Raw genomic sequence first — 20,387 nt, 5'->3', positions numbered from 1 at the left:
AACCCACCTCACGCGGATGTGTGAAGTCCTGTCGGCCCGACCGCACGCGAATGAGCGACGGTTCGGCCGATCGGTTCGCGGGTGCGAAGTGACGCCTGGTGGGGCGGCCGCCGGTCCAACTGCGAGCGGCCTTCGATGTCTCCCCGATTCATCTCGGGGGTCATGGCTGTCGCAACGCCGTCGTGGCACGGCACGGGGGCCGTCTTGACCTCGACCCTGTTTCCACGTGAGAGACGGAGCCGGCCAGTCGGGGCGGACATGCACCAGATCATCGGCGCACCTGGGAGAGACTGCCAAACGGGTGGGCTGGACCGGGACGCGGCGCGGCAATCGACCCTTGCCGCCGGGTTCGAGGCGCGCGGACCGGGACTTCATCGCGGAAGACCGTGCCGCGTAATCGTGGAACCGGCCCCGCCGGATTTCGGGATCCGCTTCCGCGACCGCGGGGAGAGCGGGGACTACACGCCCGCCACGTGGGCGGCCCGCCTGCCCAGCCGCATGAACACCGCGATCGACCTGGGAGGCGGCCGCAGGCTGCTCACGATCGAGCACCTGATGGCGAGCCTCGCGAGCTACGGGGTCGACAACGCCGCCATCACCGTGGCGGGGGACGAGATTCCGATCCTCGACGGGTCGGCGCGGCCCTGGTGCCACCTGATCGAGGCGGCCGGCGTCGCGGAGCAGCCGACCCCGCGCCTCGCCATTGCCTTGCTGCGGCCGCTCGAGGTGCGGGACGGGCACGGTTTCGTGCGCGGCGAGCCCTTCGACGGCTTCGCCGTCGACGTGAGCAACGACCGGGTGCCGGGCTTCGGCATCCAGCGATGGTCCGGGTCGGTCGACGCGGAGACCTTCCGCGACGCCATCGCCCCGAGCCGCAGCTTCGGCAACGCCTCCGTGCTCTGGCGCATGCTCCTGCGCAGCGACCTCGCCGGGCGGCTGCTGCCAGACGGCCTTCGGCAGCGCCTGTGGGACCGTTCCTTCCACAGCCAGACCATCGCCCGCTGCCGGACCGTTCCCGTGGAGGCGCGACCGGAGTTCGAGGTCCCGCTCTCGGCCGCGACCCTGGCGCGGATGCGCGGTCACGGCTCCGAACCCCTGTTGCGCGGGGCACGCCCAGGCCGCGTCGCGATCGTGGTCGGCGGGCGCATCATCGGAGGAGGGCGCTTTCCCGATGAGCCGGTGCGCCACCGCGTCCTCGACCTCCTGGGTGACCTCGCCCTGGCGGGGCGGCCCCTCCGGGCGCGGATCCTGTCCAACTGCCCGACCCACGCGCTCACCTTCGCGTTCGTGGCCGAACTCATGGCGCGCCCGGACCTGTGGCGGCTCGTCCCGCTGCCGACCGCGCAGCCCGCGATTCCCGCCGCGAGCTGACCTCGGGCCGCATCCGTCGCCGCGAGGGCCGGGGCGGTGCCGCGCCCACCCGCGGCGACGGCCGAGGACTGCGATTGACACAGGGGAACCGAGGAGTATGAGGCCCGTGCGGTCGACGCGGGATCCCCGCCGGCCGCACTCATTCAGGACCTGCCCTCCATCATGCCAAGCGACAGTCACAGTCGATGGACCGCGCCGCGCGCGCCGTTCGCCGCTCGCTTGAACGCCTGAGGCAGGCGCGCCTCGCGAGCGCGGTCGGCTCTGCGGCCGGTCGACACCGAGGTGAGACATGATCCTTCTCGACCTGATCCGGACCGCCCGCCCGTCCGCAGCCCCCGCATGCCGGTCTTCGGAGCAGCCCCGCGCCGCGCCCAATGACCGGCGCGTCCCACTGTTCCTCGATCCGCACGGCGGCCTCCGCGCGTGTCGCCTGACGCAGGCCGAATCCGTCCTCGACCGACGACGTCAAGCGGTCCGGCTCGGCCGGCGCTGCCGCACCGCTGCGCCGGCCGTCTGGCGGGTCGCCTGAGGCGCGGCCTCGTCGCGCCCGGCGCTTCGTGCCCCCCGCGTCGCCGCGCGCGGGAACGCCCCGACCGATCCCCTCCGCCGGCGCCCGCCGGTCCCCGTCCCATCCAGGAGGTCGCGATGCTCGATGCTCGCACGCTCTTCGCCGCGACGCGCCGTGGTCCCCGGCACGCCGGCCCCGCCGATACTTTCCCGATCCCGAACATCTACGACCTGGCCGCCTTCGTGATCGTCATCGGCGGCCTGGTCGCGACGGTGCACGGCGTGCACGAGATGCGCGCGCCGCTCGCCGCCCTCGACGCGGACCCGGTCCGCCTGGATCCCTGGCTCCTGCCCGACTACGCCCTGCGCACGACGCTGCGCCTCTTCGCGGCCATGGCGGCCTCGCTCGTCTTCACCTTCGCGGTGGCGACCCTCGCCGCCAAGAGCCGGAAGGCGGAACTCGTCATCGTGCCGGCCCTCGACATCCTGCAATCGGTGCCGGTGCTCGGCTTCCTGAGCTTCACGGTGGTGTTCTTCCTCGGCCTGTTCCCGGGCCGCCAGCTCGGCGCCGAATGCGCGGCGGTCTTCGCGGTCTTCACGGCGCAGGCCTGGAACATGGCGTTCTCGTTCTACCAGTCGCTGCGCACGCTGCCCCGCGACCTCATCGAGGTCGCCCGGCACTTCCGGCTCACGCCCTGGCAGCGCTTCCTGCGGCTCGAAGCGCCCTTCGCCATGCCCGGCCTCGTGTGGAACGCGATGATGTCGATGTCGGGCAGCTGGTTCTTCATCGTCGCCTCGGAGGCGATCTCGGTCGGCGACAACAAGATCACCCTGCCGGGGATCGGCGCGTGGCTGGCCCTCGCCGTCGCGCGCAAGGACCTCGCCGCCATCGCCTGGGCGGTCGCCGCGATCGCCGTCGTGATCCTCCTCTACGATCAGCTCGTGTTCCGGCCGGTCGTCGCCTGGGCGGACAAGTTCCGCTTCGAGCAGACCGCCGCGCAGGCCCGGCCGCACTCGTTCGTGTACGACCTCCTGCGGCGCACGCGGGCGCTGCGGGCGATCGGGGCCGTGCTGCGCGCGGCGGCGGCGCTCCCCGGCCACCTCGTGCCGCATCGCTTGCGCGCGATCCGCGCGGCGCAGGCGACGGCCGCGCGCCGGGACCGAGGCTTCGGCCGGCTCGCGGACCGGCTCTGGCTCGCCGGCGTCCTGGCGCTCACCGTCTACGCGCTCTGGATCGCGATCGCCTATCTGGGCGAGACGCTCGCCTGGAGCGACGTCGGCGAGGCCGTGGAACTCGGGGGCCTCACGCTCCTGCGGGTCATGGTCCTGATCGTGATCGCCTCGCTGATCTGGGTGCCGATCGGGGTGTGGATCGGCCTGCGCCCGGCCGTGGCGGAGGGGCTCCAGCCGCTCGCGCAGTTCCTCGCGGCCTTCCCGGCCAACATCCTGTTCCCCTTCGCGGTCGTCGCCATCGTGGCGACCGGCGCGGACCCGAACATCTGGCTGTCGCCCCTGATGGTGCTCGGCACGCAGTGGTACATCCTGTTCAACGTCATCGCCGGAGCCTCGGCCTTCCCGACCGACCTGCGCGAGGCCGCGACGCTCTACCGCCTGCGCTCGGCCCAGTGGTGGGGGAAGGTCGTGCTGCCGGGGATCCTGCCCTACTATGTCACCGGGGCGCTCACCGCCTCGGGCGGGTCCTGGAACGCCAGCATCGTCGCCGAGGTGGCGAGCTGGGGCGACACCAAGCTCGAAGCGGCCGGTCTCGGCGCCTACATCGCGAAGGCCACCGACGCCGGCGACTATCCCCGCGTCGTGCTGGGCGTGCTGGTGATGAGCCTGTTCGTCGTGGTCCTGAACCGCGTCATCTGGCGGCCGCTCTACGCCTTCGCCGAGCGCCGCTTCCGCTTCGATTGAGCCCGGTACGCTCAGGAGACCCTCGCCATGGCCGCGACCAGCCTCACCCTGCCCGTCGACCGGGACACCACCGCCCGCGCCCTCGTCCGCGCGCAGGGCATCAAGCACCTGTACCGCAAGGGCGGCGGGAGCGACCTCCTGGTCCTCGACGACGTCAACGCCGAGATCGCTTCCGGCGAGATCGTGTCGCTGCTCGGCCGCTCGGGCTCGGGCAAGTCGACGCTCCTGCGCATCATCGCCGGACTGATGCCGGCGAGCGAAGGCCGCGTCGAGATCGGCGGGCGCCCGGTCGAGGGACCGGCCCCCGAAGTCGCGATGGTGTTCCAGTCCTTCGCGCTCTTCCCCTGGCTCACCGTCCTGGAGAACGTGGAACTCGGCCTCGAAGCCCTTGGGGTCCCGCGCGCCGAGCGCCGCAAGCGCTCCCTGGCGGCGATCGACCTGATCGGCCTCGACGGGTTCGAGAGCGCCTACCCGAAGGAGCTGTCGGGCGGCATGCGCCAGCGCGTCGGACTCGCCCGCGCGCTCGTCGTGCACCCGCAGCTCCTCCTCATGGACGAGCCCTTCTCCGCCCTCGACGTTCTCACCGCCGAGACCCTGCGCACCGACCTGCTCGATCTCTGGATCGAGGGGCGGATGCCGATCCAGGCGATCCTGATCGTGACGCACAACATCGAGGAGGCGGTCCTGATGTCCGACCGCATCCTGGTGTTCTCGTCCAATCCGGGCCGCATCGTCGCCGAGATCAAGGTGACGCTGCCCCAGCCGCGCAACCGCCTCGACCCCGCCTTCCGGGCCCTCGTCGACGACATCTACGCCCGCATGACCGCGCGCTCCGGCGCGGCGACGCCGGCGCGGGAGGGGGCCTTCCCGGGCCTCGGCATCACGATGATCCTGCCCGACGTGTCGACGAACCTGCTCGCCGGGATGCTGGAGGCGGTGAACGGCGCGCCCCATAACGGGCGCGCGGACCTGCCCGCCCTGGCGAGCGACCTGCAGCTCGAGATCGACGAACTCTTCCCGATCGCCGAGACGCTGCAGCTCCTGCGCTTCGCCGAGGTCGAGGGCGGGGACATCCGGCTCACCCCGGACGGGCGCCGCTTCGCGGTGGGCGAGGTCGACGAGCGCAAGCGCCTCTTCGCCCAGCACCTGCTGGCGCATGTGCCGCTCGCGGCCCATATCCGCCGCGTCCTCGACGAGCGGGCCAGCCACCGCGCGCCCGCCAGCCGCTTCCGCGACGAGCTGGAGGACGCGATGTCGGAGGAGTACGCCGAGCGGACGCTGCGGGCGCTGATCTCCTGGGCGCGCTACGCGGAGGTCTTCGCCTACGACGAGGCGGAGGGCGTGCTCAGCCTCGAGAACCCATCCTGAGGAGCGGCGGCGCGGCATGCATTCCGCGCTGCCATCCCCCGTCGGCGAGGATCACCAGCGCGATCAGGTGGGCGTTGTCCCCCCAGCAGCAGGTCCATCGAGAGGACCCGGAGCGCCGCCGAGAGTCGAGAGCCCTCCGTGATGATCTCCATCGACCGCGCCGCAGGGCCACGGCGGGGCGGGCAGGTGCGGCACGATCGGATCTCGCGTCCGCGGCCCTCGTTACCCTCGAACGCGGCCGGCCACAGCCTCCACGCCGGCGCGGTCCCGGACGCCGCGCGTCAGGACAGGATGTTGACCGCGCGGGCGGCCACAAGCGCGACGGTGAGGAGCGAGATCGACGCTTCCAGCATCATCAGCAGCTTCGCCCGCTGCGAGAGCGGCAGCGTGTCGGTGGGCGAGAAGGCCGTGGCGTTGGTGAAGGACAGGAACAGGTAGTCGACGAAGCCGGGCACGAAGGGCGCGTCGGACGTCTTGGATTCGAGCGTCATCTGCGGGAACAGGAAATCCGCTCCCCGCTCGCTCCGGAAGCTGCGCAGGGCCGGCCCGCCGCGATCGGCCGACCAATACCAGAGCGCGAAGATGATGACGTTCGTCGTCCAGATGTTGAGGGCGTCGAGGAGAAGCGTCGGGGCGCTGCCGGCCTTGCCGGCGAGGAGCGCCCGGACGAGCTCCGCCAGCGCGAGCGTGTTGATGAGCGTCACGAGCATCGTCAGCACCAGGGCCGCGCGCCGGATCAGGCGGCGGTGGCGGGTGACGATCTGCCAGTGGGCGTCGGTGGTGGCGCGGCGCGCGCGGCGCTGGTTCCAGGCCGTCGCCGCCGAGAGCGGCAGCAGCAGCGCCAGTTCCAGTCCGGGGGCGAGCCAGCGCGGGCCGACGGTCAGGTCGTTGACCACGAGGAGTTGGAGCGCGGCGATGACCGCGACGGCGCCCCGGGCCAACCAGAAGTCGAGGGCGCGCGTGTGGACGAGGTGGCGATGCATGCGGGATCTCGGGCGCGCGAGAGGGGGGCGGCGCTCAGCGCACCGCGGCGATCGGGTCCCCGGACGGCCAGTCGAGGGAGACGATGCGCATGCCGTTCTCCCGCTCGTGGTGCACGGCGATGGCGATGCGCCCGTCGAGATCCCTGCGGTCGGCGCCGAGCGGGCAGCCCACCTGGGCGACCGCGAGGCCGTCCGCGGCGAGGCGCTGCCGGAACGTCGTCTCGACCGCCGTCATTCCGGACGACGTGGTGAACGGGACCGTGAGGTAGAAGGTGCGGCTCGCCGGTTCCGTGCCGTAGCAGAAGCGCCATTCGGCGGCCTGCGCCGCGGCGACATGGCCCAGCAACACCAGCCGGACGACCGCGGAAGCGACCCACCGCATGCGATCCCTTCAGCAACGATAACCTATGGCAGAGGCGGCCGGCACTGGCGAGCCGGGACCGCCGCGGCCTTGGCGGCTCACCTTGTCTTCGGAAACGCGATCGGCGGCAAGGTTGGAATGGCCCCCGAACCTGTGGCGCGGCCCTGCCTTCAACCGGTCACTTTGCTCGCGTTGAAGGCGCCGCCGGGCGGTCCGCGGGGCTCGCCCAGGGGCATTGTCAGCGCGGGGGATTGGCGGATGGCGAGCGGGACGACGGAGGCCTGCGTCCAGGGTGTCGATACCGGGTTCGTGGCGCTCGGCTACGCCCGCGTGGCGGTGCTCGGCGTGGTGCAGGGCCTGACCGAATTGCTGCCCATCTCCTCGACCGCGCATATGCGCGTGGTGCCGGGGCTGCTCGGCTGGCAGGATCCAGGTTCCGCCTTCTCGGCCGCGATGCAACTCGCGGCGCTCGCCGCGGTGGTCAGCTACTACTGGCGGGACGTCCGCGACATCACGGTCGGCTCGGTCGGCGCGGTGATGCGCCGCGACTTCTACAGCACGGAGTTCCGCTTCGCCGTGGGCATCGTGCTCGCCACGGTCCCGATCGTGATCGGGGGCGTGCTGCTCTCGCCGGTGCTGAACGCCTGCAACTCGCCGCTTCGCACCCTGCCGGTGATCGCCTGGGCCTGCGTGGTAATGGGGCTGCTCCTCGCCTTCGCGGAGGCGGCGGCCCGCCACAGCCGGCCGGCGGAATCGGCGAAGCTGCGCGACATGCTGGCGGTGGGCGTCGCGCAGGTGGGAGCGCTGATCCCGGGCGTGTCCCGCTCGGGCTCGACGCTCACGGGCGCGCTGATGCTCGGCTTCCAGCGGGCGGACGCCGCGCGGATCTCCTTCCTCCTCGGCCTGCCGGCGATCCTGCTCGCGGGCCTGCGCGAGATCTGGATCCTGCACAAGGCGGGGCTCGGCGCGACGGGCTGGAGCGTGCTCGCGGTCGGGCTCGCGGTGGCGAGCGTGTCGGCCTTCGCGGCGATCTGGCTGCTGATGCGCGTGCTGGAGCGCTTCTCCGCCTGGCCCTTCGTGATCTACCGCATCGCCCTCGGGATCGGGCTCCTCGTCGCCCTGCATCTGGGGCTGCTCGCGCCGTGAGGCCGAGAAGTTGGTGCGGCCGCGCTTGACTGGCGCGCCGCGCGGTGCGACGTGCGCGCCCCAACCGAACGGACTAACTCGCAGGGCAGGAAACCGCAGCCGTGTCGCGCGCCTTCATCTTTCCGGGCCAGGGCAGCCAAGCCGTCGGCATGGGTGCGGCCCTGGCCGAGGCCCATCCCGCCGCCCGCGAGGTCTTCCGGGAGGTGGACGAGGCGCTGGGACAGCCCCTCTCCCGCCTGATGTTCGAGGGACCGGCCGAAGAGCTCACGCTGACGGCGAACGCCCAGCCGGCCCTGATGGCGGCGAGCCTCGCGGTGGTGCGGGTGCTGGAGGCCGAGCGCGGGCTCGACCTCGCCCGCGACGTCGCGTTTGTCTCCGGCCATTCCCTGGGCGAGTACAGCGCGCTCGCCGCGGCCGGCGCCCTGACCATCGCGGATACGGCGAGGCTGCTGCGCCTGCGGGGCGAGGCCATGCAGCGGGCCGTGCCGCTCGGCACCGGCGCCATGGCCGCGCTCCTCGGCCTGGAGATCGAGGCCGTCGAGGAGATCGCCGGCGAGGCCGAGCAGGGCGAGGTCTGCGACGTCGCCAACGACAACGGCGCCGGGCAGGTCGTGGTCTCCGGCCACCGCGCGGCCGTGGAGCGGGCGGTGGCCCTGGCCCAGGGCCGCGGCGCCAAGCGCGCCGTGATGCTCAACGTCTCGGCGCCCTTCCATTGCCGCCTGATGAGCCCCGCCGCCGAGACGATGCGGGCCGCACTCGACCAGGTCCGGCTGGTGGCCGCGCGCGTCCCCGTCATGGCCAACGTGCTCGCCGCCCCGATCAGCGAGCCGGCGGCGATTCGGGACGCCCTCGTGCGCCAGGTCACCGGCACGGTGCGCTGGCGCGAATGCGTGGGCGCGATGGCGGCGGCCGGCATCGACGCCTTCTTCGAGGTCGGCAGCGGCAAGGTTCTCACGGGCCTCGTCAAGCGCATCGCGCCGGGGGCGAGTGCCGCCCCGATCGGCGCGCCGGCCGACATCGCCGCCTTCAGCCTGTAAGCGAGTGATCCCCACGATGTTCGACCTCACCGGCCGCAAGGCCCTCGTCACCGGCGCGACCGGCGGCCTCGGCGGCGCCATCGCCCGCGCGCTCCACGGACAGGGGGCTCAAGTGGCCCTCTCCGGCACGCGCCGCGGGGCGCTCGAGGCGCTCGCCGCCGACCTCGGGGGCGAGCGGGTGCATCTCCTGGAGGCGAACCTCGCCGACACCGCTTCCGTCGAGGGACTTGTCCCGGCGGCCGAGGAAGCCCTGGGCGGGCTCGACATCCTGGTGAACAACGCCGGCATCACCCGCGACAACCTCTTCCTGCGCATGAAGGACGAGGAGTGGGACAGTGTGATCGCCGTCAACCTCACGGCCGCCTTCCGCCTGTCGCGGGCGGCCGTGAAGGGCATGATGCGCCGCCGCTTCGGCCGCATCGTCAATATCGGCTCGGTGGTGGGGGCGACCGGCAATGCCGGCCAGGGCAACTACGCCGCCGCCAAGGCCGGCCTTGTCGGCCTGACCAAGGCGCTCGCCGCCGAGGTGGCGAGCCGGGGCATCACGGCGAACTGCATCGCCCCGGGCTTCATCACGTCGCCGATGACCGACGCGCTCAACGAGAAGCAGCGCGCCGGCATCCTGGCCACCGTCCCGATGGGGCGCCTGGGCGAGGGGAGCGAGGTCGCGGCGGCAGCCGTCTACCTCGCCTCGAACGAGGCCGCCTACGTCACCGGGCACACCCTCCACGTCAACGGCGGCATGGCGATGCTCTAGGGTCGTCGCACCGGGCTCCCGCGCCCCTGAACCGCCGCTGAACCGGCCCTCGCCACGGGGGAAGCGCTGTGTTAAGCACCCGGCCGGCCGCGCAAGGGGATTGAGCGGTCCGGCCGCGTGCGGCTTCCCATCACACCGCGCGGCCGGCGGAACCGGCCGCAATCACACGCTTCCCGGGGATCGTCGGCTGATCGGCAGCGGCGCCTCCCTCACCACGAGAAGACCGAGGACCATCAGATGAGCGATATCGCGGACCGGGTGAAGAAGATCGTTGTCGAGCACCTCGGCGTCGAGGCCGAGAAGGTGACCGAGAACGCGAACTTCATCGACGATCTCGGGGCCGACAGCCTCGACACGGTCGAGCTGGTGATGGCGTTCGAGGAAGAGTTCAACGTCGAGATCCCGGACGACGCGGCCGAGACGATCCAGACGGTCGGCGACGCGATCAAGTTCCTCGAGAAGAACTCGGGCTGACGTCCCCGCGTCGGGGAGCGAGCGGTTCGGCCCCAGGGCCGGGCGGGTTTCAGTACGGGATCGGTTTGGGATAACGCGATGCGTCGGGTCGTCGTCACGGGCCTCGGGATGGTGTCGCCGCTCGGAAGCGGTGTCGACATCACCTGGCGCCGCCTCATCGAGGGGCAGAGCGGGGCCTCCCGCGTGGAAGCCTTCGACGTCTCGGACCTCGCCTGCCAGATCGCCTGCTCGATCCCGCTCGGCAACGCGGGCGAGGGCGCCTTCAACCCCGACGCCTACATGGAGCCGAAGGAGCAGCGGAAGGTCGATCCCTTCATCGTCTACGCGATGGCGGCCTCCGCCCAGGCCCTCGACGATGCCGGCTGGCACCCGACCTCCCACGAGGATCAGTGCGCCACCGGCGTCCTGATCGGCTCGGGCATCGGCGGCATCGGCGGCATCTACGATGCCTCCGTGACCCTGTTCGAGAAGGGGCCGCGGCGGATCTCGCCCTTCTTCATCCCGGGGCGCATCATCAACCTCGCCTCGGGCCAGGTGTCGATCGCTCACGGGCTCAAGGGTCCGAACCACGCGGTGGTGACCGCCTGCTCGACGGGCGCGCACGCGGTGGGCGATGCCTCCCGCCTGATCGCGCTCGGCGACGCGGACGTGATGCTGGCCGGCGGCGCGGAGTCGCCGATCAACCGGCTCTCGCTCGCGGGCTTCGCCGCCTGCCGCGCCCTCTCGACCGGCTTCAACGACCGGCCGCAGAAGGCGTCGCGACCCTATGACCGCGACCGCGACGGCTTCGTGATGGGCGAGGGGGCCGGCGTGCTCGTCCTCGAAGAGTACGAGCACGCGAAGGCCCGCGGCGCCAAGATCTACGCCGAGGTGATCGGCTACGGCCTGTCGGGCGACGCCTACCACATCACCTCGCCCTCGCCGGACGGTGACGGCGCCTATCGCTGCATGAGCGCGGCGGTGAAGCGGGCCGGCATCCAACCCGCCGATATCGACTACATCAACGCCCACGGCACCTCGACGCCGCTCGGCGACGAACTGGAACTGAAGGCCGTCGAGCGGCTGCTCGGGGAGGCGAGGGGCGCCTCGATGTCCTCGACGAAGTCCGCCACCGGCCACCTGCTCGGGGCGGCGGGCGCGATCGAGGCGATCTTCTCGGTGCTGGCGTTGCGCGACCAGGTCGTTCCCCCGACGCTCAACCTCGACAACCCGTCGGTGGAGACGGCGATCGACCTCGTCCCGCACGAGGCGCGGCGCCGCAAGGTCGACGTGGTCCTGTCGAACTCCTTCGGTTTCGGCGGCACCAACGCCTCGCTGATCATGCGGCGGGTGGACTAAATCGAACGCGGTCGCCGCGCATCGTCGTTGCTGCGAGATGTGAAGCACCCGGTTTCCAGGATCGTGGCGCGGAGATCCTCCGCCTCACGCAGGCGCGCGTGGGCGCAACGCTTCGCAACGGGCTCCTCAGCATGAGGAGTGTTGTGTTTTCCCGATCCCTTCAGCTGATGAGCGTGTCACGGAACATCGTGCACGCGATAATCTCCTCGAGAGAGGGTCCCGTGCGGGCATCGTGCGCTCGGCGATCGGGTGGCCCGAAAGCCGGCCGGACGACGCTCCCGGCTCCATTTCGCCATAAAGGCTGGTAGGGTCGCGCGGTCCCGGACCCGCGGGCCCGGCAGGCGCGCGTTCCCCGCCCGGGGAAGCGCCACGACAGGACCGCCATGTTTCGTAAACGCAGAACCGACGCGCCCGCGCCCAGCGCGCCGGACCAGCCGGCCCCGCCGAGCCGCCTCGCGCCCCGCAGCCCGAGCGAGGCGATCAAGCCCACGGCGGCGCCCCAGGCGCCCGCCCCGCCGACGCGAGAACGCGGCGGCGTGCTCTCGGCGGTCAGCGGCTTCCTCACCCTCTTCGCGGTGCTCGGGCTCGCGGCGATGCTCGGCCTCGTCGTGCTCGACCGCCAGATCAACGAGGCCGGCCCGCTCGTCAACGACAAGGTCGTGGTGGTGCCGGCGCGCTCCAGCGTCGGCGAGATGGGCACGCTGCTCGCCCGCGAGGGCGTCATCGAGCATCCGACCCTGTTCGAACTGACGGCGCGCTTCGCCCGCAAGCAGCCGCTCAAGGCCGGCGAGTTCAACTTCAAGGCCCATGCCAGCATCGACGACGTCATCGACACGCTGATCCAGGGCCGCCCGGTCCAGCACGCCATCACCTTCCCGGAAGGTCTGACCAGCGAGCAGATCGTCGCCCGGCTCAACGAGAACGAGATCCTGACCGGCGACATCGTCGAGACGCCGCCGGAGGGCTCGCTCCTGCCCGACACCTACAAGTTCGAGCGTGGGGACAGCCGGCAGAAGATCCTGAACCTGATGCGGGCCAAGCAGCGCGAGGTGCTGACCCAGATCTGGAACCGCCGCTCGCCGGAGGTCCCGGTGAGAACGCCCCAGGAGATGGTGACGCTCGCCTCCATCGTCGAGAAGGAGACGGGCCGCGCCGACGAGCGCCCCCGGGTCGCGGGCGTCTTCGTCAACCGCCTGCAGAAGCGCATGAAGCTCCAGTCGGACCCGACCATCGTGTACGGCCTCGTCGGGGGACGCGGCACGCTCGGCCGCGGCATCCTGCGCTCCGAGATCGACCGGCCGACCCCCTACAACACCTACGTGATCGAGGGCCTGCCCCCCGGACCGATCGCCAATCCGGGCCGCGCCGCCCTGGAGGCGGTGGCGAACCCGTCGCGCACCAAGGACCTCTACTTCGTCGCGGACGGCACCGGCGGCCACGCCTTCGCGGAGAGCCTCGACGCGCACAACCGCAACGTCGCCCGCTGGCGGGCGGCCGAGAAGGCGAAGTCCGCCACCGACCCGGCCGCCTCCGTCGACAAGGTCGAGCCGCCGACCGCGGATCCCTCGGCGCTGCCGGCGACGCGCGGCCTCGGCGCGGCGCCGTTGGCCTATGATGGCAGCGACCCGTCGGGTGCGCGATCGAGGGCCTTCGACGCCTCGGAGGGCACCGCCAAGGACCCCCTGCGCAACAAGACCTACGACCTCACCTACCCGAAGACCGTTCCGGTCCTGCGCAATCCCTGACGGCCACCGATGTCCATCGCCAGCATGACGGGCTTCGCCCGCGAGGCCGGGGTGACCGGCCCGGTCCAGTGGGCCTGGGAGGTCCGCAGCGTGAACGGGCGCGGGCTGGAGGTCCGGCTGCGCGTGCCGCCGGGCTTCGAGGCGCTGGGCGAGGAGGCGAGGGGCAAGCTGCAGAAGCGCCTCGCCCGCGGCCAGTGCCAGCTCACCCTGACTCTGTCGCGGGCCGAGACGGCGCCGCGGGTGCGGATCAACGAGGCGCTGCTCGCCTCGCTCCTCGATGCGGTCGGCCGGCTGAAGCGGCCCGAGGGCATCGCGCCCGCCACCCTGGACGGGCTCCTGCAGGTCCGCGGCGTGATCGAATCCGAGGAAGTGCGGGAGGATGCCGCGCTCCTGGAGACGGACCTCGCGGCGGCGGCGGACCGTCTGGCGGACGCCCTCGTCGGTGCGCGCCGGGCGGAGGGACAGGCGCTCGCGGCCGTGATCGCCGACCAGCTCGCCGCGATCGCGGATCTGGCGGCGGCGGCGGATGCCTGCGAGGCGCGCCAGCCCGCGGCGATCCGCCGAAAGCTCGCCGCGCAGGTGGCCGCGCTGACGGAGGTGGCCGGCTTCGATCCCGCCCGCCTGCACCAGGAGGCGGTGCTGCTCGCGGCCCGGGCCGACATCCGGGAGGAACTCGACCGGCTGCACACCCACGTGGCGGCGGCGCGGTCCCTGATGGAGGCGGGCGGCCCCGTCGGGCGCCGGCTCGACTTCCTGGCCCAGGAATTCGGCCGGGAGGCCAACACCCTCTGCGCCAAGGCCAACGACGTCGCGCTCTCGCGCATCGGCCTCGACCTCAAGGCGGTCGTTGAGCAATTCCGCGAGCAGGTGCAGAACGTCGAGTAGGGAACGGCGGGCCCGTCGCCGCTCCTTAACCCGCGGGGCGGTAGGGTGGTGGCGCGAGGGCCCCCAGGGGACGACGGGCTGATGAACGAGGGGACGCAGGTGGCGGTGATGCGGCGTGGTCTGGTGCTGATCCTCTCCTCGCCCTCCGGGGCGGGGAAGACCACGCTGACCCGGGCGCTCGCCCAGCAGCCCGAATGGGGCCTCGAACTCTCGGTCTCCGTGACCACGCGGGCGCGGCGGCCCTCCGAGATCGACGGCCAGCACTACCGCTTCATCGACCGCGAGGCCTTCGAGACCCTCCGCGAGCGGGACGACATGCTCGAATGGGCGGAGGTGCACGGCAATTTCTACGGGACGCCGCGCCGGCCGGTGGAGCGGGCGCTGGCCGCCGGGCGCGACATGATCTTCGACATCGACTACCAGGGCACCCGCCAGGTTCGCGCCAAGCTGCGCGACGACGTGGTGACGATCTTCATCCTGCCGCCGAGCATGGCCGAACTGCGCCGCCGCCTGGAGCGCCGGGCCGAGGACTCGTCCGACACCATCGAGCGGCGCCTGCGCAACGCCCGGACCGAGATCGAGCGCTGGACGGAATACGATTACGTCCTCGTCAACGACGACCTCGACCGCTCCTTCAAGACCCTCGAGGCGATCCTCACCGCCGAGCGCTTGCGGCGCGAGCGGCAGGTCGGGCTCGACGCCTTCGTGGCCGGCCTTCTCGCCGAGCCGACGCCGGTCTGAGGCGGCCGGGAACCAAACGGAGACGATCGCACTTCCTCTCGGTCACGAGAGATTGCGGCACGATGGATCATTCGGCGACCGGCATCCGCTGTTGCGCGCGCGCGGGCTTTTGTCCCCGGTCCGGGCCGAGTCCGGCCCGGAGCCTCGGCGCATGACGCGGGAGGTCACCTGCGACGTCGCCGTCATCGGCGCCGGCACGGCCGGCCTCGCGGCGCGCAAGGCGGCGCGGGCCGAGGGGGCGAGGACCGTCCTGATCGAGCGTGGGCCGGGCGGGACGACCTGCGCCCGGGTCGGCTGCATGCCCTCGAAGCTCCTGATCGCGGCCGCCCGCGCGGCCCACGACGCACGGGGCGCTGGCCTGTTCGGGATCGAGGTGCCGCGCGTGGAGGTGGATGGCCGCCGGGTCCTGGCGCGCATGCGCGCCGAGCGCGACCGGTTCGTCTCCGCCGTCCTGGCGGACCAGGACGGGATTGCGCCCGAGGAGCGCTTCGAGGGAGCGGCGCGCTTCCTCGGTCCCACCACGCTGAGCGTCGGCGAGGATGTCCGGGTGGAGGCGCGGGCCGTCGTCATCGCCACGGGTTCGAGCCCCGCCCTGCCGCCGCCGCTGCGGGACGTGACGTCGCGCGTCCTCACCACCGACACCGTGTTCGAGATCGACGCACTTCCGGAGACCCTCGCGGTGCTCGGGGGCGGGCCGGTCGGGCTGGAACTGGCGCAGGCCTTCGCACGGCTCGGCGTGCGGGTGACGCTCATCGACCCATCCCGCCGCATCGGCGGCTTGCGCGATCCCGTGGTCGCCGATTGCGCGGCGGAGCTGATCGGCCGCGAGGTTTCCCTGCGCCTGGGCAGCACGGTGGTCGGCGCGGAGCTGGACGGCGCCGGCCTGCGGCTGCGTTGGGAGGGCGAGGGCGGTGCCGGTGAGGCGCGCTTCGCGGCGGTGTTGGCGGCGGCGGGGCGGCCGCCGAACCTGCGCGACCTCGCCCTCGACCGGGCCGGCCTGTCCCTCGATCGGTCGGGGATGCCGTCCGTCGATCCCGTCACCCTCCGCTGCGGCGACGCCCCGATCTTCCTCGCGGGCGACGCCAACGGGCTGCGCCCCGTCCTGCACGAGGCGGCGCGCCAGGGCGAGATCGCCGGGCGCAACGCCGCGAACCCGCGGGCGCCGGGGCGGCCGTCGGATTGGCCGGCCTTCGCGCTCGTGTTCACGGACCCGCAGATCGCCGTGATCGGCCATCCCTTCGATCCGGAGGCCGCTGCGGATTGGCGGATCGGCGAGGTCTCCTTCGCGGATCAGGGCCGGGCGCGCATCGACGGCCGCGCCCACGGCATGGCCCGCCTCTACGGCGCCCGCGACGGGCGCCTGATCGGTGCGGAGATGATCGGGCCGGCAGTCGAGCACCTCGGCCACCTCCTCGTGACAGCCCTGCGCGAGGGCTGGGATGCGGCCGCGATGCTCGACCGCCCCTTCTACCATCCGACCGTCGAGGAAGGGCTCACGGGCGCCCTCGAGACGATCGCCCGGCATGGGCGACGGGGCCGATGATCCCGGATCGAGCACTTTCCCCCAACGACCTAAGCCTCTAGGAATAGGTCGCTGTGACGTCTTTCGATTCCGTTTACCCATTCTCCCCGGACGCTGTGCGCCTCGACGCCCTGCATCCGTCGGAGATCGACGCGCTCACGACGGGCGTGATCTTGGTCGATTCCGAGGGGACGATCCGGCTGTACAACCGCGCGGAGAGCCGGTTCTCCGGCCGCACACCCGACGCCGTGATCGGCCGCAACTTCTTCTGCGACGTGGCGCCCTGCACGCGCATCCCCGCCTTCTACGGCCGCTTCCGCGACGGCGTCCGGCGCGGGGATCTCGCCGAGACCTTCACCTTCGCCTACGGGTTCGATCCGCAACCCCTCCACGTGCGCGTGACGCTGACGCGATCCCAGGCGCCCGACCGCTACTGGATCGTGACCGAGCCGCTCGCTCGGATCGCCGTCTCGCCGCAGCGGGAGGCCGTGCGGGCCGCGATCGATCAGCGGGTGCGCGCCGAGCCGATCGATCCGGGCGCCTGCGAGCGCGAGCCGATCCACGTTCCCGGCGCGATCCAGCCCCACGCGGTGCTGCTCGCCGCCGCCCCCGGGACGCTGCGCGTGACGGCCTGCAGCGCCAACGCCACCGAGGCGCTGGACGGTTCGCCCCTCGGCCGGCCGCTCGACGCGTGGCTCCCGGCACCCGTCCTCGATGCCGTCCGGGCGCTCGCGCGGGAGGAGGACCCGGACCGAACGCTGCGCCTCGCCCTGAGGCTCGGTCCCTCGGAGGTGCCGTTCGACCTGACGGCCCACCTGTTCGACGGGCGCCTCCTCCTCGAACTCGAGCGGCTGCCGCGCCATCCGGAGGATTTCGCGACCGCGAGCCTGCCCGATGTGGCCGCCGGGCTCGACCGCCTGCGGGCCGCCGCCGATCTCGCCGGCGCGGCCCATGTGGCCGCCCGCGAGGTGCGGCGGCTGACGGGATTCGAGGCCGTCCTCGTCTACCGCTTCGACCCCGACTGGAACGGCGAGGCCGTCGCGGAGGATCGCGACCCTGCTTGGAACCGGTCGCTCCTGGGCCTGCACTTTCCGGCCTCCGACATCCCCGCCCAGGCCCGCTCTCTCTACACCCGGGCGAAGAGCCGCTTCGTGATCGACCGCGACTACGTGCCGGTGCCGCTGCTCGCGATCCCGGACGAGACCCGCCCGGTCGACCTCAGCCTCGCGCAGAGCCGTAGCCTCTCACCCATCCACCTGGAATATCAGCGCAATCTCGGCGTGAACGGCTCGATGTCGGTCTCCATCCTGGTGGAGGGCCGGCTCTGGGGCCTGATGATCGGCCATCACCGCAAGCCGCACTACGTCACGCCCGACACGCGGGCCGCTGCGGCGGTTCTGACCGACGCCTTCGCGCTGCGCATCCACGAACTGGAGACCGGGCGGCGCTGGCGCGAGCAGCAGGACCACCTCGCCGCGGAATCGCGCCTCGTCCGGCAGCTTGCTGGGTCGGACGACGTGCTCACGGCCCTGACCGGCGGCGACACGACGCTGCTCGCCTTCTTCGGCGCCACCGGGGCCGCGATCGTCTCCCGGCACGAGGTCCGGCGTCTGGGCGATGCGCCGCCCGACGCGGCGATCCTCGCCATCGCCCGGCACCTGCGCGGGACGCTCCCCGCCGACCGCAGCAGTTTCGCCAGCGCCGAGTTCCCGGCGGAGCATCCGCCCACGCGGCCCTACACCGCCCTCGCGAGCGGCGTGCTCGCGGCCTTCGCCGATCCCGGCCGGGAGCACCTGCTGCTGTGGTTCCGGCCGGAGGTGCCGAGCACGGTGACCTGGGGCGGCGATCCCCGCAAGACCGTCCTCGCGGCGGCCGGCACCGCCACGGTGCTGCCGCGGCGCTCCTTCGAGCGCTGGGTGGAGGAGCGCCGCGGCGCCTCCGAGCCCTTCGCGTCCTGGCAGATCGGCATGGCCGAGGCCCTGGCCCAGGCGGTGGAGGGCGTGGTTCTGCGCCAGCAGCGCAAGATCGCGGAACTCACCGCCCTGCTGGTGGAGAAGGAGGCCCTGCTGGCGCAGAAGGACCTCCTCGCCAAGGAGATCGACCATCGGGTCAAGAACTCCCTCCAGATCGTCTCCGCCTTCCTGCACATGCAGCGGCGCCAGGTGACGGACCCGGCCGCCCGGCAGGCCTTCTCGGAAACGGTCGGCCGCGTCATGAGCGTCGCGCGGGTGCATGACAGCCTCTACCAGACCGAGAGCGTCGGCGAGGTCGATCTCGGGCAGACGATCGAGACGCTGTGCTCCGACCTCTCGGTGATGGCGAGCGGGCGCCACACCCTCTCGCTCGCCGCCGAGCCGGGCCTGATGGTCCCCTACCGCAAGGCGGTCGCCCTCTCGCTCATCGCCACCGAACTCGTGACCAACGCGTTCAAGTACGCCTATGACGAGGGCGGCCGCGTCTCGGTCAGCGTCGGCGCGGCATCCGAGGGCCGGGTCAGCCTCTCCGTGCGCGACGAGGGCAGGGGGTTGCCCGCCGATTGGGCCGAGGTGCCGTCCCAGGGCACCGGGCTCGGCATGAAACTCGTGCGGGCGATGCTCGACCAGATCAACGCCCGCATCGAGGTCGAGCCCTGCCTCGGCGCCTGTTTCAAGGTGACGGCGTAGGCCCGCGCGCGACCGGCTCCGCCGGGCAGGCCGGGCGGGCGACGAGTTCACGCCGCCCCTCGATCGCCTGCCACAGCAGCAGCGAGGGCAGGCCGATCACCACGTCCGGCACCCGCTTCACCAGGGACAGGGCGAGCGCCGTGCCCGGATCGATCCCGAACAGGCCCCCGAGCAGCACGAGGCCGCCCTCCTGGACGCCGAGCCCGCTCGGCACCGGGAAGGCCGCCGAGCGGATGGCTTGGCTCAGCGATTCCAGCACCAGCGCCTCGGCCGGGGTGACCGGATGGCCCATGCAGGCGAGGGCGATCCAGATCTCGACGGCGCCGGCGAGCCACGCGGCGAGGTGCAGGAGGAATCCCTCGGCGAGGGGGCGCCAGCGCCGCAGGTCCCAGAGCGCGTCGAGCGCCCGCTGCACGCCGAGGTCGGGGGCGTCGCCGGAGGCCTCGCGGAGGAAGCGGCGGCCGAGCGCGGTCACGCGCCGCTCGATCAGGCCCGCGCCGCCGAAGCGCTGCAGGGCGAAGAAGGCACCGAGCACCAGGGTCGCGAGGACGAGGCCCTCGGTGCACCAGCGCGCGACGCGGGCCGCCTGCTCGCCCTCGACCCCGAGCAGGAGCACGACGCCCAGGAGCGCGAACAGGGCGAGGCCCACGATCTGGAAGAAGAGATCGACCACGATGCCGGCGGCGGCCCGCGGTCCCGGGACGCCCCAGAAGGTGAGAAGGCGGCCGCCCAGCACCTCGCCCCCGACGGAGGCCACCGGGAGGAGCACGTTCACGCCCTCGCGGACGAAGCGCAGCAGGAGGTAGGGCCCGAGCCCGACGCGGCTCTCGTCCGCCACCCGTGCCCAGGCGAGGCCGCAGGTGAGGACGATCCCCGTCCGAACGAGGACCACCGCCAGGAGACCGGCCGGCCCGACCCGGCCGAACGCGGCCGCGACCGCGCCGAGATCGTGGGTGCTCACCAGCCAGAGGGCAAGGATCAGCCCGCCGGCGGCCCCGATCAGGGGGATGCGCCGGAGGACGCTGCGGCCGGCGCCGCGGGCGAATCGGGCGAGGGCGGCGGGTCTCATCGCGGTTCGTCGGGCAGGAGGAGCCGCGCCATCGCCTCGGCCCCGGTGGCGGGGTCGACCACGACGAGCCGGCCGGCCCGGAGCGAGGACGCGGTGGCGAAGGTGAGGCTGCGCTTCGGGCAGAGGCCGAGGCACCCGGTCTCGACCACGCGCACCTTGCGCTCCGCCTGGCCGCGCTTGAACGCCCGCTTGAGGTCTCGGCGCACGCTCCCGCCGAGGCCCTGCCGCTTCGCACATTTGCGACAGACCAGGACGACCTCCGCCCACGGGGCCGTGGCCGCCTTCGCGATTCGCCGGTCCGGTCGCTCGCCCACGCTCACTCCGCTCGCTGGTGCCGCGCCGGCACGCGCCGTTCGCCTAGCCGGCCGGGATCGGGACCGCAACGCGGCATCGCGCGGCGGACCGGGCGGCGACGCCCTCCCGTGCGACAGCTCCGGCCTCGGCAAGAATCTGGCTCACTGGCGGCGATCGGCGCCGGGGTCAAACGCCCGAAGCGCGCGAAG

At 72.6% G+C, this 20,387-nt stretch carries 18 protein-coding genes; 14 read left to right on the top strand and 4 right to left on the bottom strand.

Features of this window, described 5'->3' with window-relative positions; translation table 11 throughout:
• Positions 1 to 135 precede the first annotated feature (135 nt).
• From ACW9J6_RS31150 to ACW9J6_RS31135, 4 genes are all read left to right on the top strand, one after another.
• Complete coding sequence (locus ACW9J6_RS31150; protein WP_457120198.1) at positions 136 to 1,371, top strand: UDP-3-O-acyl-N-acetylglucosamine deacetylase; 1,236 nt, start codon at positions 136 to 138, stop codon at positions 1,369 to 1,371.
• Between the two features lie 289 nt (positions 1,372 to 1,660).
• Positions 1,661 to 1,900 carry a hypothetical protein gene (locus ACW9J6_RS31145; protein ID WP_457120197.1) on the top strand — a complete coding sequence of 80 codons (240 nt, stop codon included), beginning with the start codon at positions 1,661 to 1,663 and terminating at the stop codon, positions 1,898 to 1,900.
• Positions 1,901 to 2,016: 116 nt separating this feature from the next.
• Positions 2,017 to 3,795 (top strand): ABC transporter permease, encoded by a 1,779-nt coding sequence (locus ACW9J6_RS31140; protein WP_457120196.1) that lies wholly within the window; start codon positions 2,017 to 2,019, stop codon positions 3,793 to 3,795.
• 27 nt (positions 3,796 to 3,822) lie between these two features.
• Positions 3,823 to 5,163 carry an ABC transporter ATP-binding protein gene (locus ACW9J6_RS31135; RefSeq protein WP_457120195.1) on the top strand — a complete coding sequence of 447 codons (1,341 nt, stop codon included), beginning with the start codon at positions 3,823 to 3,825 and terminating at the stop codon, positions 5,161 to 5,163.
• Positions 5,164 to 5,444: 281 nt separating this feature from the next.
• Here the strand turns inward: ACW9J6_RS31135 and ACW9J6_RS31130 are convergent, their stop codons facing one another.
• Both ACW9J6_RS31130 and ACW9J6_RS31125 read right to left on the bottom strand, forming a co-directional pair.
• Positions 5,445 to 6,146: a hypothetical protein gene (locus ACW9J6_RS31130; RefSeq protein WP_457120194.1), complete on the bottom strand. Its 702-nt coding sequence runs from the start codon at positions 6,144 to 6,146 to the stop codon at positions 5,445 to 5,447.
• A 34-nt stretch (positions 6,147 to 6,180) separates the two neighbouring features.
• Complete coding sequence (locus ACW9J6_RS31125) at positions 6,181 to 6,528, bottom strand: hypothetical protein (protein WP_457120193.1); 348 nt, start codon at positions 6,526 to 6,528, stop codon at positions 6,181 to 6,183.
• Between the two features lie 237 nt (positions 6,529 to 6,765).
• Here ACW9J6_RS31125 and ACW9J6_RS31120 point away from each other — a divergent pair, with 237 nt between their 5' ends.
• The 10 genes from ACW9J6_RS31120 (at position 6,766) to ACW9J6_RS31075 (ending at position 18,815) form a co-directional block, all read left to right on the top strand.
• Positions 6,766 to 7,653 (top strand): undecaprenyl-diphosphate phosphatase, encoded by an 888-nt coding sequence (locus ACW9J6_RS31120; RefSeq protein ID WP_457120192.1) that lies wholly within the window; start codon positions 6,766 to 6,768, stop codon positions 7,651 to 7,653.
• A gap of 101 nt (positions 7,654 to 7,754) precedes the next feature.
• Positions 7,755 to 8,690, top strand: coding sequence for an ACP S-malonyltransferase (gene fabD / locus ACW9J6_RS31115; protein WP_457120191.1), 936 nt, complete (start codon positions 7,755 to 7,757; stop codon positions 8,688 to 8,690).
• A gap of 16 nt (positions 8,691 to 8,706) precedes the next feature.
• Positions 8,707 to 9,447 carry a 3-oxoacyl-[acyl-carrier-protein] reductase gene (gene fabG / locus ACW9J6_RS31110; RefSeq protein WP_457120190.1) on the top strand — a complete coding sequence of 247 codons (741 nt, stop codon included), beginning with the start codon at positions 8,707 to 8,709 and terminating at the stop codon, positions 9,445 to 9,447.
• Between the two features lie 237 nt (positions 9,448 to 9,684).
• Positions 9,685 to 9,921, top strand: coding sequence for an acyl carrier protein (locus ACW9J6_RS31105; protein WP_012333004.1), 237 nt, complete (start codon positions 9,685 to 9,687; stop codon positions 9,919 to 9,921).
• 78 nt (positions 9,922 to 9,999) lie between these two features.
• Positions 10,000 to 11,259 carry a beta-ketoacyl-ACP synthase II gene (fabF, locus tag ACW9J6_RS31100; RefSeq protein ID WP_457120189.1) on the top strand — a complete coding sequence of 420 codons (1,260 nt, stop codon included), beginning with the start codon at positions 10,000 to 10,002 and terminating at the stop codon, positions 11,257 to 11,259.
• A gap of 383 nt (positions 11,260 to 11,642) precedes the next feature.
• A complete protein-coding gene (gene mltG / locus ACW9J6_RS31095; protein WP_457120188.1) occupies positions 11,643 to 13,004 on the top strand; it encodes an endolytic transglycosylase MltG in 1,362 nt (453 codons plus the stop codon).
• Between the two features lie 9 nt (positions 13,005 to 13,013).
• Positions 13,014 to 13,889 (top strand): YicC/YloC family endoribonuclease, encoded by an 876-nt coding sequence (locus ACW9J6_RS31090; protein WP_457120187.1) that lies wholly within the window; start codon positions 13,014 to 13,016, stop codon positions 13,887 to 13,889.
• 81 nt (positions 13,890 to 13,970) lie between these two features.
• Positions 13,971 to 14,630 carry a guanylate kinase gene (gene gmk, locus ACW9J6_RS31085; RefSeq protein ID WP_457120186.1) on the top strand — a complete coding sequence of 220 codons (660 nt, stop codon included), beginning with the start codon at positions 13,971 to 13,973 and terminating at the stop codon, positions 14,628 to 14,630.
• Between the two features lie 151 nt (positions 14,631 to 14,781).
• The gene (locus ACW9J6_RS31080) at positions 14,782 to 16,173 is read left to right on the top strand and encodes a dihydrolipoyl dehydrogenase (protein WP_457120185.1); all 1,392 of its coding nucleotides are present in this window, start codon (positions 14,782 to 14,784) and stop codon (positions 16,171 to 16,173) included.
• A gap of 95 nt (positions 16,174 to 16,268) precedes the next feature.
• Positions 16,269 to 18,815: a histidine kinase dimerization/phosphoacceptor domain -containing protein gene (locus ACW9J6_RS31075; RefSeq protein ID WP_457120184.1), complete on the top strand. Its 2,547-nt coding sequence runs from the start codon at positions 16,269 to 16,271 to the stop codon at positions 18,813 to 18,815.
• Here the strand turns inward: ACW9J6_RS31075 and ACW9J6_RS31070 are convergent.
• Positions 18,799 to 19,884, bottom strand: a complete 1,086-nt coding sequence (locus tag ACW9J6_RS31070; protein ID WP_457120183.1) for a lysylphosphatidylglycerol synthase domain-containing protein — start codon at positions 19,882 to 19,884, stop codon at positions 18,799 to 18,801. The two genes, ACW9J6_RS31075 and ACW9J6_RS31070, sit on opposite strands and share 17 nt — an antisense overlap.
• A complete protein-coding gene (locus ACW9J6_RS31065; protein WP_457120182.1) occupies positions 19,881 to 20,198 on the bottom strand; it encodes a (2Fe-2S) ferredoxin domain-containing protein in 318 nt (105 codons plus the stop codon). Before ACW9J6_RS31065 ends, ACW9J6_RS31070 begins: the two co-directional genes overlap by 4 nt.
• Positions 20,199 to 20,387 lie beyond the last annotated feature (189 nt).

This window comes from Methylobacterium sp. JK268 (assembly GCF_054052225.1).
The sequence above is the reverse complement of the archived record's forward strand: the minus strand, read 5'-3'. Positions and strand labels throughout refer to the sequence as shown.

What these genes read in the sequence shown, in the direction of transcription:
- ACW9J6_RS31150 (WP_457120198.1), top strand. Translation starts at nt 136, where the DNA reads ATGTCTCCCCGATTCATCTCGGGGGTCATGGCTGTCGCAACGCCGTCG.
- ACW9J6_RS31145 (WP_457120197.1), top strand. Translation starts at nt 1,661, where the DNA reads ATGATCCTTCTCGACCTGATCCGGACCGCCCGCCCGTCCGCAGCCCCC.
- ACW9J6_RS31140 (WP_457120196.1), top strand. Translation starts at nt 2,017, where the DNA reads ATGCTCGATGCTCGCACGCTCTTCGCCGCGACGCGCCGTGGTCCCCGG.
- ACW9J6_RS31135 (WP_457120195.1), top strand. Translation starts at nt 3,823, where the DNA reads ATGGCCGCGACCAGCCTCACCCTGCCCGTCGACCGGGACACCACCGCC.
- ACW9J6_RS31130 (WP_457120194.1), bottom strand. Translation starts at nt 6,146, where the DNA reads ATGCATCGCCACCTCGTCCACACGCGCGCCCTCGACTTCTGGTTGGCC.
- ACW9J6_RS31125 (WP_457120193.1), bottom strand. Translation starts at nt 6,528, where the DNA reads ATGCGGTGGGTCGCTTCCGCGGTCGTCCGGCTGGTGTTGCTGGGCCAT.
- ACW9J6_RS31120 (WP_457120192.1), top strand. Translation starts at nt 6,766, where the DNA reads ATGGCGAGCGGGACGACGGAGGCCTGCGTCCAGGGTGTCGATACCGGG.
- fabG (WP_457120190.1), top strand. Translation starts at nt 8,707, where the DNA reads ATGTTCGACCTCACCGGCCGCAAGGCCCTCGTCACCGGCGCGACCGGC.
- ACW9J6_RS31105 (WP_012333004.1), top strand. Translation starts at nt 9,685, where the DNA reads ATGAGCGATATCGCGGACCGGGTGAAGAAGATCGTTGTCGAGCACCTC.
- fabF (WP_457120189.1), top strand. Translation starts at nt 10,000, where the DNA reads ATGCGTCGGGTCGTCGTCACGGGCCTCGGGATGGTGTCGCCGCTCGGA.
- mltG (WP_457120188.1), top strand. Translation starts at nt 11,643, where the DNA reads ATGTTTCGTAAACGCAGAACCGACGCGCCCGCGCCCAGCGCGCCGGAC.
- ACW9J6_RS31090 (WP_457120187.1), top strand. Translation starts at nt 13,014, where the DNA reads ATGTCCATCGCCAGCATGACGGGCTTCGCCCGCGAGGCCGGGGTGACC.
- gmk (WP_457120186.1), top strand. Translation starts at nt 13,971, where the DNA reads ATGAACGAGGGGACGCAGGTGGCGGTGATGCGGCGTGGTCTGGTGCTG.
- ACW9J6_RS31080 (WP_457120185.1), top strand. Translation starts at nt 14,782, where the DNA reads ATGACGCGGGAGGTCACCTGCGACGTCGCCGTCATCGGCGCCGGCACG.
- ACW9J6_RS31070 (WP_457120183.1), bottom strand. Translation starts at nt 19,884, where the DNA reads ATGAGACCCGCCGCCCTCGCCCGATTCGCCCGCGGCGCCGGCCGCAGC.